Source organism: Streptomyces sp. NPDC006296, assembly GCF_040613235.1.
Classification (GTDB): domain Bacteria; phylum Actinomycetota; class Actinomycetes; order Streptomycetales; family Streptomycetaceae; genus Streptomyces.
Window position 1 is genome coordinate 1 of sequence record NZ_JBEXRT010000080.1, and the last position, 6,537, is coordinate 6,537.

Annotated in this window: 3 protein-coding genes; 1 reads left to right on the forward strand and 2 read right to left on the reverse strand. The window is 71.3% G+C overall.

Annotation, left to right across the window (positions count from 1 at the left end):
• Positions 1-92: 92 nt before the first annotated feature.
• The gene (locus tag ABZ172_RS29885; RefSeq protein WP_356888469.1) at positions 93-386 is read right to left on the reverse strand and encodes a transporter; all 294 of its coding nucleotides are present in this window, start codon (positions 384-386) and stop codon (positions 93-95) included.
• A 63-nt stretch (positions 387-449) separates the two neighbouring features.
• The gene (locus tag ABZ172_RS29890) at positions 450-4,451 is read right to left on the reverse strand and encodes a NocE (protein ID WP_356888471.1); all 4,002 of its coding nucleotides are present in this window, start codon (positions 4,449-4,451) and stop codon (positions 450-452) included.
• A 308-nt stretch (positions 4,452-4,759) separates the two neighbouring features.
• Between ABZ172_RS29890 and ABZ172_RS29895 the strand changes: the two genes are divergently transcribed.
• Entirely contained in the window at positions 4,760-6,421 is a 1,662-nt protein-coding gene (locus ABZ172_RS29895; RefSeq protein WP_356888473.1) for an ABC transporter substrate-binding protein, read from the forward strand.
• The last annotated feature ends 116 nt before the right edge of the window (positions 6,422-6,537 follow it).

Genomic DNA, 6,537 nt, shown 5'->3' on the forward strand with positions numbered 1-6,537 from the left:
GCGCCCGCCCCCTGCCGCGCGGCCCGCCCCGGGCGGGGGGCCGGTCGGCGCGTCCGTGTGTCACGGGCGGAAAACGGGGGCGGTTTCGTGCCTCACGGGCCGAAGCCCGTCCAGGCGACGACCGCGGCCCCGCCCAGTACAACGATCTGCACCGCCACCGCCGTCCAGGCGCGGGCCGCGGCCGCGACGCCGGCGGAGACCAGCAGGGCGACCAGGCAGACCGGCGCGGCGGAGGCGGCCTCGCGGCCGACCGCGGCACGGTCCGGACTGCCCGTCAGGCCGCCCGAGACCACCACCGCGAAGAGCAGGAACGCCAGCAGTGCGGCGTCCAGCAGGAGCAGCAGCAGGGCCACCCCGAGGTCGCCACGGCGGGACACCCGCCTCATCCTTCACCTCCTGCGGTGCGGTGTGCCCTCCCCGGGCGGGGAGGGCACACCTGTGTCACGGGGTCAGAGACCCATGCCCTGCATCGTCCGCTCCAGCGAGTCCGCGTAGAGCCGTGCTCCACCGACCTTCGGGTGGAAGGACTGGGCGGATGCCCCGAGCTGCAGGATCGGCCAGTCGATCGCGGGCTCGTCGCTCTCCACCAGGTCGAGCACGATGCCGTGGACCTGCTCGGGATCACCGCAGACGGCCTTGCCCGCGAAGTTCTGCGCGGGGTTGGAGTACCAGGCCTTGGTGCCGGCGGCCTTGGCGTCGTCCACGGCGCCCTGCATCTCGGTGGCGAGGGTGCTGGCCATGCCGTTCAGCCAGGGCGCCTCACCGGTCCCGATGCCGGGGATGCACTGCCCGGACTTCTCCAGCAGCGGCGGGTAACCCATGAGGACGATCTTGGCGTTGGGTGCCTTCGCCTGGATCTTCTTCAGGGCGTCCGTGATGGCCGGCCGCACGCGTTCCTTGGCCAGCCGCTCCGCCGCCACACCGATGTCCAGGCCCTGGTAGGCGGCGTCGTCCACATGGGAGTCGTCGTCCTCGAACTTCTGGTCCTGGCACAGCGTCGGCCAGCCCACACCGCCGAAGATGCACTTCTGGATGATGTAGGCGAACCTCGCGTCGTTACCGCCGATGGAGATGGTCACCAGCGAGGTGTTCTGGTCGAGGTAGCCCTTCGAGAGCTGGGGCAGCTCGCCGTTCTCGCCGATGCTCGCGATGTTGTAGGTGCGGGCGCCGGAGCAGGCGATCAGGTGGTAGTCCAGGGCCGCGGAGCGGTTGTCGTCCATCGAGCCCACGGACGCCGAGCGCCCGGGGATCGTGGCCTGGCGGGACCACGTCTGCTTCGAGCGGTGGCAGGCGTTGCGGGTCGAGGGGTTGCTGGGGTCGCGGAAGTTGGTCTCCTTGTAGTAGTCGACACCGCCCGAGGCCGAGGCGCCCTCACCGGAGGAGTAGGAGTCGCCCATCGCGACCACCATGTCCTTCGGCTTGCCGGCCAGCGGCTGGAAGCCCGCCGCGTCCCACGCGACGTCCTCGGACCCGCTGCCGTCGGCCGAGTGCGTGGAGAGCGAGATCTTCGGGGTCGAGGTGAACTGGAACACCCCGAGGGAGACCCACTTGTTCTCCAGGACGCGCTGCGGCGTCACGCGCACCGGGCTGGTGCTGGTCGTGCCCGAGATGGTGTACGAGGCCTGCCGGGTGTGCGCGCCGTGATCGGGCAGGTGCACCCAGACCCGGGCCCAGCCGGTCATGCCGTTGGTCAGGGTCCAGGTGCCGGTGGTCTTCATCCGGGCGCCCTCGGCGGTCGCCTGGTTCCTGGTGTGGGCGAACCAGAAGTGGTTGCCGTACCCCGCGCCGATCTGATGGGTGTCGATCTTGCCCGGGTAGTTGGCGCCGTCGGCCGTGAAGCTGAAGCCGAAGGTGCCCGGGGAGGACATCGCCCCGCAGCTCCGTCCGGACGAGCCGGCGGGAGTGACCCCGGAGGCGACGTCGTCGATCACGTACGTCCCGGACGGCAGTCCGCTGGAGCACCGCGGTGCGTACGCGTTGCCGTCGGGCTGTTCGGGATAGGTCGCGTCGAAGCGGTGCAGAGCGAATCCGCAGGTCGCCGCCGACGCGCAGTTCTTCCAGGCGGCCTTCTTGTTGTACCAGCAGTGCAGGAAGAACTCGTCCGCCGGGTTGTTGAGCTGGCAGGCGCCGTTGGTCTGGGTGTCGCCTTCCTTGATCTTGCTGGGGTCGCAGTTGTTGGAGGAGTCGCAGAACGTCCCCACCGGCGGCTTGGCCGACGTGCGGTAGGCCGGGTCCGTCCACCAGGCGGCGCGGTAGCCGGGCTGGAAGTCACCGGGGGAGAACATCGCGGAGATCGGACGGGCGGCCCAGCCGATCACCTTCTCCTGGTAGGGCCAGTCCTGCGGGTGGGCGGCGTGGGAGTAGTCGTCCCCGCCCAGCGAGCTCTCCAGGAACGGGGTGCGGTTGGCCTTCCAGAGGGGGTTGGCCGGGTTGTTGGTGTAGCCGACGCCCCAGTGTCCGCCGTGCTGGCCGGCGCTGGACTGCGGGTAGAAGCCGGAGTTGTACGCCCAGAGCGCGTAGAACCAGTTCTCGATGTACCGCGGGCCGCCGTCGTTGACGGTCATGCCGGCGCTGTACGTCTGGTTCCACTTGTCCACGAGGATGTTGACGCCCGCGGCGATGTTCGCCGTGTAGTCGAGCGCGACGGCCTCCTGCTTCTGCACGGAGAGCGCGGTCTCGCCCGGCTTCTCGTGACCGGCCTTGCGCATGCCGTCGGTCACCTGGACGATGCCGTAACCACAGTCGGCGGAGGCCCAGTTGATGGCCCACGGGTCCGGGGTCTGGCCGTCGGCGCCGTGGCTGATGCCGTAGTAGTTGCCGATCAGCGTGTTGGCCGTGACACCCGGGACGGCGAACCGCGTGGCCTGCCACATGTTCGACTCCTGCGCGGTGACGCCGAGCATCACCTGCGCCGGGATGTGGTAGCTGTCGGCCGCGTCGGGCGTGCCGTTCGGGTCGCCCGCCATCGTCTTCAGGGGGAAGAGGGACTGCGGCTGGTAGCCCGACATCCCGGTGTTCTTCCAGTTGGCCGGACGCGAGATGTGGGAGTTGAGCTTCCCGACCACGGCCTGGTCCACGGCCCACTCGACCTGACGGGGCGTCGGCTGGAAGGCCTGCTTCTTGACGTCCCCGCGGGGCACCGAGCAGTAGCGCTCGTCCTCGACCGGGTTGGTCGGGGAGGCCGCGGCGAGCTTGGGCGAGGCGGCCTCGGGCGCGCCGGCTCCGCCGGTGAGCGCGGGCGAGGTGGCGAGTCCCTGCGCGGTCTTCGCGGTCGAACCGAGCGTCGTGCCCGGCCGCGCGTCCAGCGTGACCTTGGCCCCGGTCTTCAGGAGCTTCATCTCGGTCCGGGCGGTCCGCGCCGACGCGGCCTCCTCGGGCGAGATCCTGGAGTCCTTGCCGTCGGCCCAGGTGGTGGTGACGGCCGCCTCGCCCTCGGTGGACAGGACGGCGTCCTTGGCCACGCCGGACGGCATGCGCACGGACGCGGGCAGGGCGCCGGACGCCTTGGCCTCGCCGGTGACGTAGACGGCGCCGGTCCGCGCGGAGCGGGCCAGGTCGAAGTCGGTGAGCCCGCCGGTGGCCAGGCGCTGCGGGGTGCCGGCCGCCTTGGCCGCGCCGAACAGCGCGGCCGGGGCGCGGCGGACCTCGGCCCGCTCGTCGGCCACTCCGGACTTCGAGGTCTTCGCGGTGCCGGCCGTCCGGTCGATGTAGACGACGGAACCGTCACCGGCCGCGGTGAGCTGGAAGGGGATGCCGGTGGTGCGGGCGGCGACGCGTACGTTCCCCGAGGCCGCGACCTTGACCAGGCGGGAGCCCTGCGCGGCGGCGAAGCCGTCGGAGAGCGGAACGGCGGAGGTGACCTGGCCGGGCAGCTTCAGCGGCTTCGCCGCCTTGCCGTTCGCCGCGTCCACGCCGATCAGCCGGGTCTCGTTGCGCTTCGACTCGTCGTCGGAGAACTGCGAGAAGACCGCCTTCTCCGAGGCGCCGCAGCCGGGCGAGAAGTAGCTGAGGCTCGACTGGACCGGGAGCTTGGTGACCTTGCCGGTCGTCAGGTCGACGACGGCGGTGAAGGCCCCCCGGGTCAGCAGCGCGGGCTTGTTGGTGAAGGTACGCGGTGCGTAGGTGACGGCGGCGCGCTTGCCGGAGGCCGTCAGACAGGCGTTCCCGATCCAGGTGTCGGTGTCGAAGCCGGGCTCCGAGAGCGTCGCCGCGGTCCGCCAGCGGTAGCCGTCGTCGGCCGAGGCCACCATGACGTGGAAGCCGGTGGCGTCACCCGAGGTGGTCCACGCGAGGTCGTCCGACGCGCGGTAACCGGAGCCCAGCAGCTTCGCACGGTCCCCGGTGGGCACGGCGCCGGGAAGCTCGGCCGGACCGGGCTTCGCCTTCTTCGCCTCGTCCTGCTGGGACCAGCCCTGGGCGGCACCCGGGGGAGGGGAGGGGGTTTTGGCCATCGACAGCGACGGGTAGCCCGCCAACAGCGCCGTCGCGGCGACCGTTATGACAGGTATCTGCCATCTTTTTCTTCGGGACACGTTCTGCTCGCCTCTCGTACGCCCGCTTCGCGCATGGGGGGAAGCGGGGCGTCCGCTTCGCGCGTGGGGGGACGCGAGCACATCAGCCGGGCCTCTTCACCCCCTCTCATCCCGCTCTTTCGCTATACCGACCCGCCGTCGGCTATGCGGTCCTGCCCCCGGACCCCGCCCCGGCGGGCCCGGTCCCCGCAGAATGGCGCGGAAATCACCGTGAGAAGGGCTGGGACATGGAGACCGAACAGTCGGGCACCTCCGGCTTCGACGCCGCCGTCGACGGCGTGGTCACCCCGACCGACGAACTGGGCGGGACCCTCCGCCTGGTGCGCACCGACGACTTCGACTCGCTCGACCCCGGCAACACGTACTACGCCTACACCTGGAACTTCCTGCGCCTGATCGGCCGGACCCTGGTCACCTTCGACACCGCGCCCGGCAAGGCCGGCCAGCGGCTCGTGCCCGACCTGGCGGAGTCGCTCGGCGAGAGTTCGGACGGCGGAAGGACCTGGACGTACCGGCTGCGCCCCGGACTGGTCTACGAGGACGGCACCCCCGTCGTCGCCGCCGACGTCAAGTACGCGATCGCCAGGAGCAACTACGGATCGGACGTGCTGGGCGTCGGCCCCACGTACTTCCGCCACCTGCTGGGCACCGAGTACGGCGGGCCGTGGCGAGAGCCCGACGTGGACGGGCCGGTCACGGTGGAGACCCCCGACGACCGCACGCTCGTGCTCCGGCTCGCCGAACCCTTCGCCGGGATGGACCTGCTGGCCACCATGCCGAGCACCACACCGGTCCCCAGGGACCGGGACACCGGCATCGGCTACCGGCTCGGCCCCGTGGCCACCGGGCCCTACCGCGTCGAGTCCTACGAGCGCGGCAAGCTCGTGGTCCTGGAGCGCAACCCGCACTGGGACCCGGAGACCGACCCGGTGCGCCGGCAGCGGGCCGAGCGGATCGAGGTGCACCTGGGCAAGGACCCGCACGAGGTGGACCGCATGCTGCTCGCCGGCGAGGCGCACATCGACCTGGCGGGCTTCGGGGTCCAGCCCGCCGCCCAGGAGCGCATCCTGGCCGACCCCGCACTGCGGGCCAACGCGGACAACCCGCTGACCGGCTTCACCTGGATCTACTGCCTGTCCAGCCGGATCACCCCGTTCGACAACGTCCACTGCCGCCGCGCGGTGCAGTTCGCCACGGACAAGGCCGCCATGCAGGAGGCGTACGGCGGACCCGTCGGCGGCGACATCGCCACCACGATCCTGCCGCCGACCATCGACGGCTACCAGCCCTTCGACCGCTACCCGGTCGGCGAGGACGGCACCGGGGACCTGGAGGCGGCCCGCGCCGAACTCGCCCTGGCGGGCATGCCGGACGGGTTCCGCACGAAGATCGCGGCCCGCAAGGACCGGCTCAAGGAGTACCGGGCGGCCGAGGCGCTGTCCGCGGGTCTCGCCCGGGTCGGCATCGAGGCCGAGGTGCTGGACTTCCCGTCCGGCGACTACTTCGACCGCTACGGCGGCAGCCCCGAGTACCTGCGCGAACACGGCATCGGGATCATCATGTTCGGCTGGGGGGCGGACTTCCCCGACGGGTACGGCTTCTTCCAGCAGATCGTCGACGGACGCGCGATCAAGGAGCGCGGCAACCAGAACATGGGTGAGCTGGACGACCCGGAGATCAACGGCCTCCTCGACCAGGGTGCCGTCAGCGGGGACGCGGCGGACCGCGCGGCCATCTGGCACCGGATCGACCGGCTGACCATGGAGCACGCGGTGATCGTGCCCTACCTCTACCCGCGCTCGCTCCTCTACCGGCACCCGGACGCCCGCAACGTCTTCGTCACCGGGTCCTTCGGGATGTACGACTACGTGGCGCTCGGCGCCAGGTGACCCACCGGCGGGGGCGGCGGGCGGACTGCTGCGCGACGCCGCGTCCGACTGCGACGACAAGCTGCTCACCGCGCCCGTGCTGGCGGCCCAGCTGAAGCGGGAGAGCAACTTCAACC

Bases quoted from the DNA above. Each gene is read 5' to 3' on its own strand.
- ABZ172_RS29885 (WP_356888469.1), bottom strand. From the start codon at position 386: ATGAGGCGGGTGTCCCGCCGTGGCGACCTCGGGGTGGCCCTGCTGCTG.
- ABZ172_RS29890 (WP_356888471.1), bottom strand. From the start codon at position 4,451: ATGGCCAAAACCCCCTCCCCTCCCCCGGGTGCCGCCCAGGGCTGGTCC.
- ABZ172_RS29895 (WP_356888473.1), top strand. From the start codon at position 4,760: ATGGAGACCGAACAGTCGGGCACCTCCGGCTTCGACGCCGCCGTCGAC.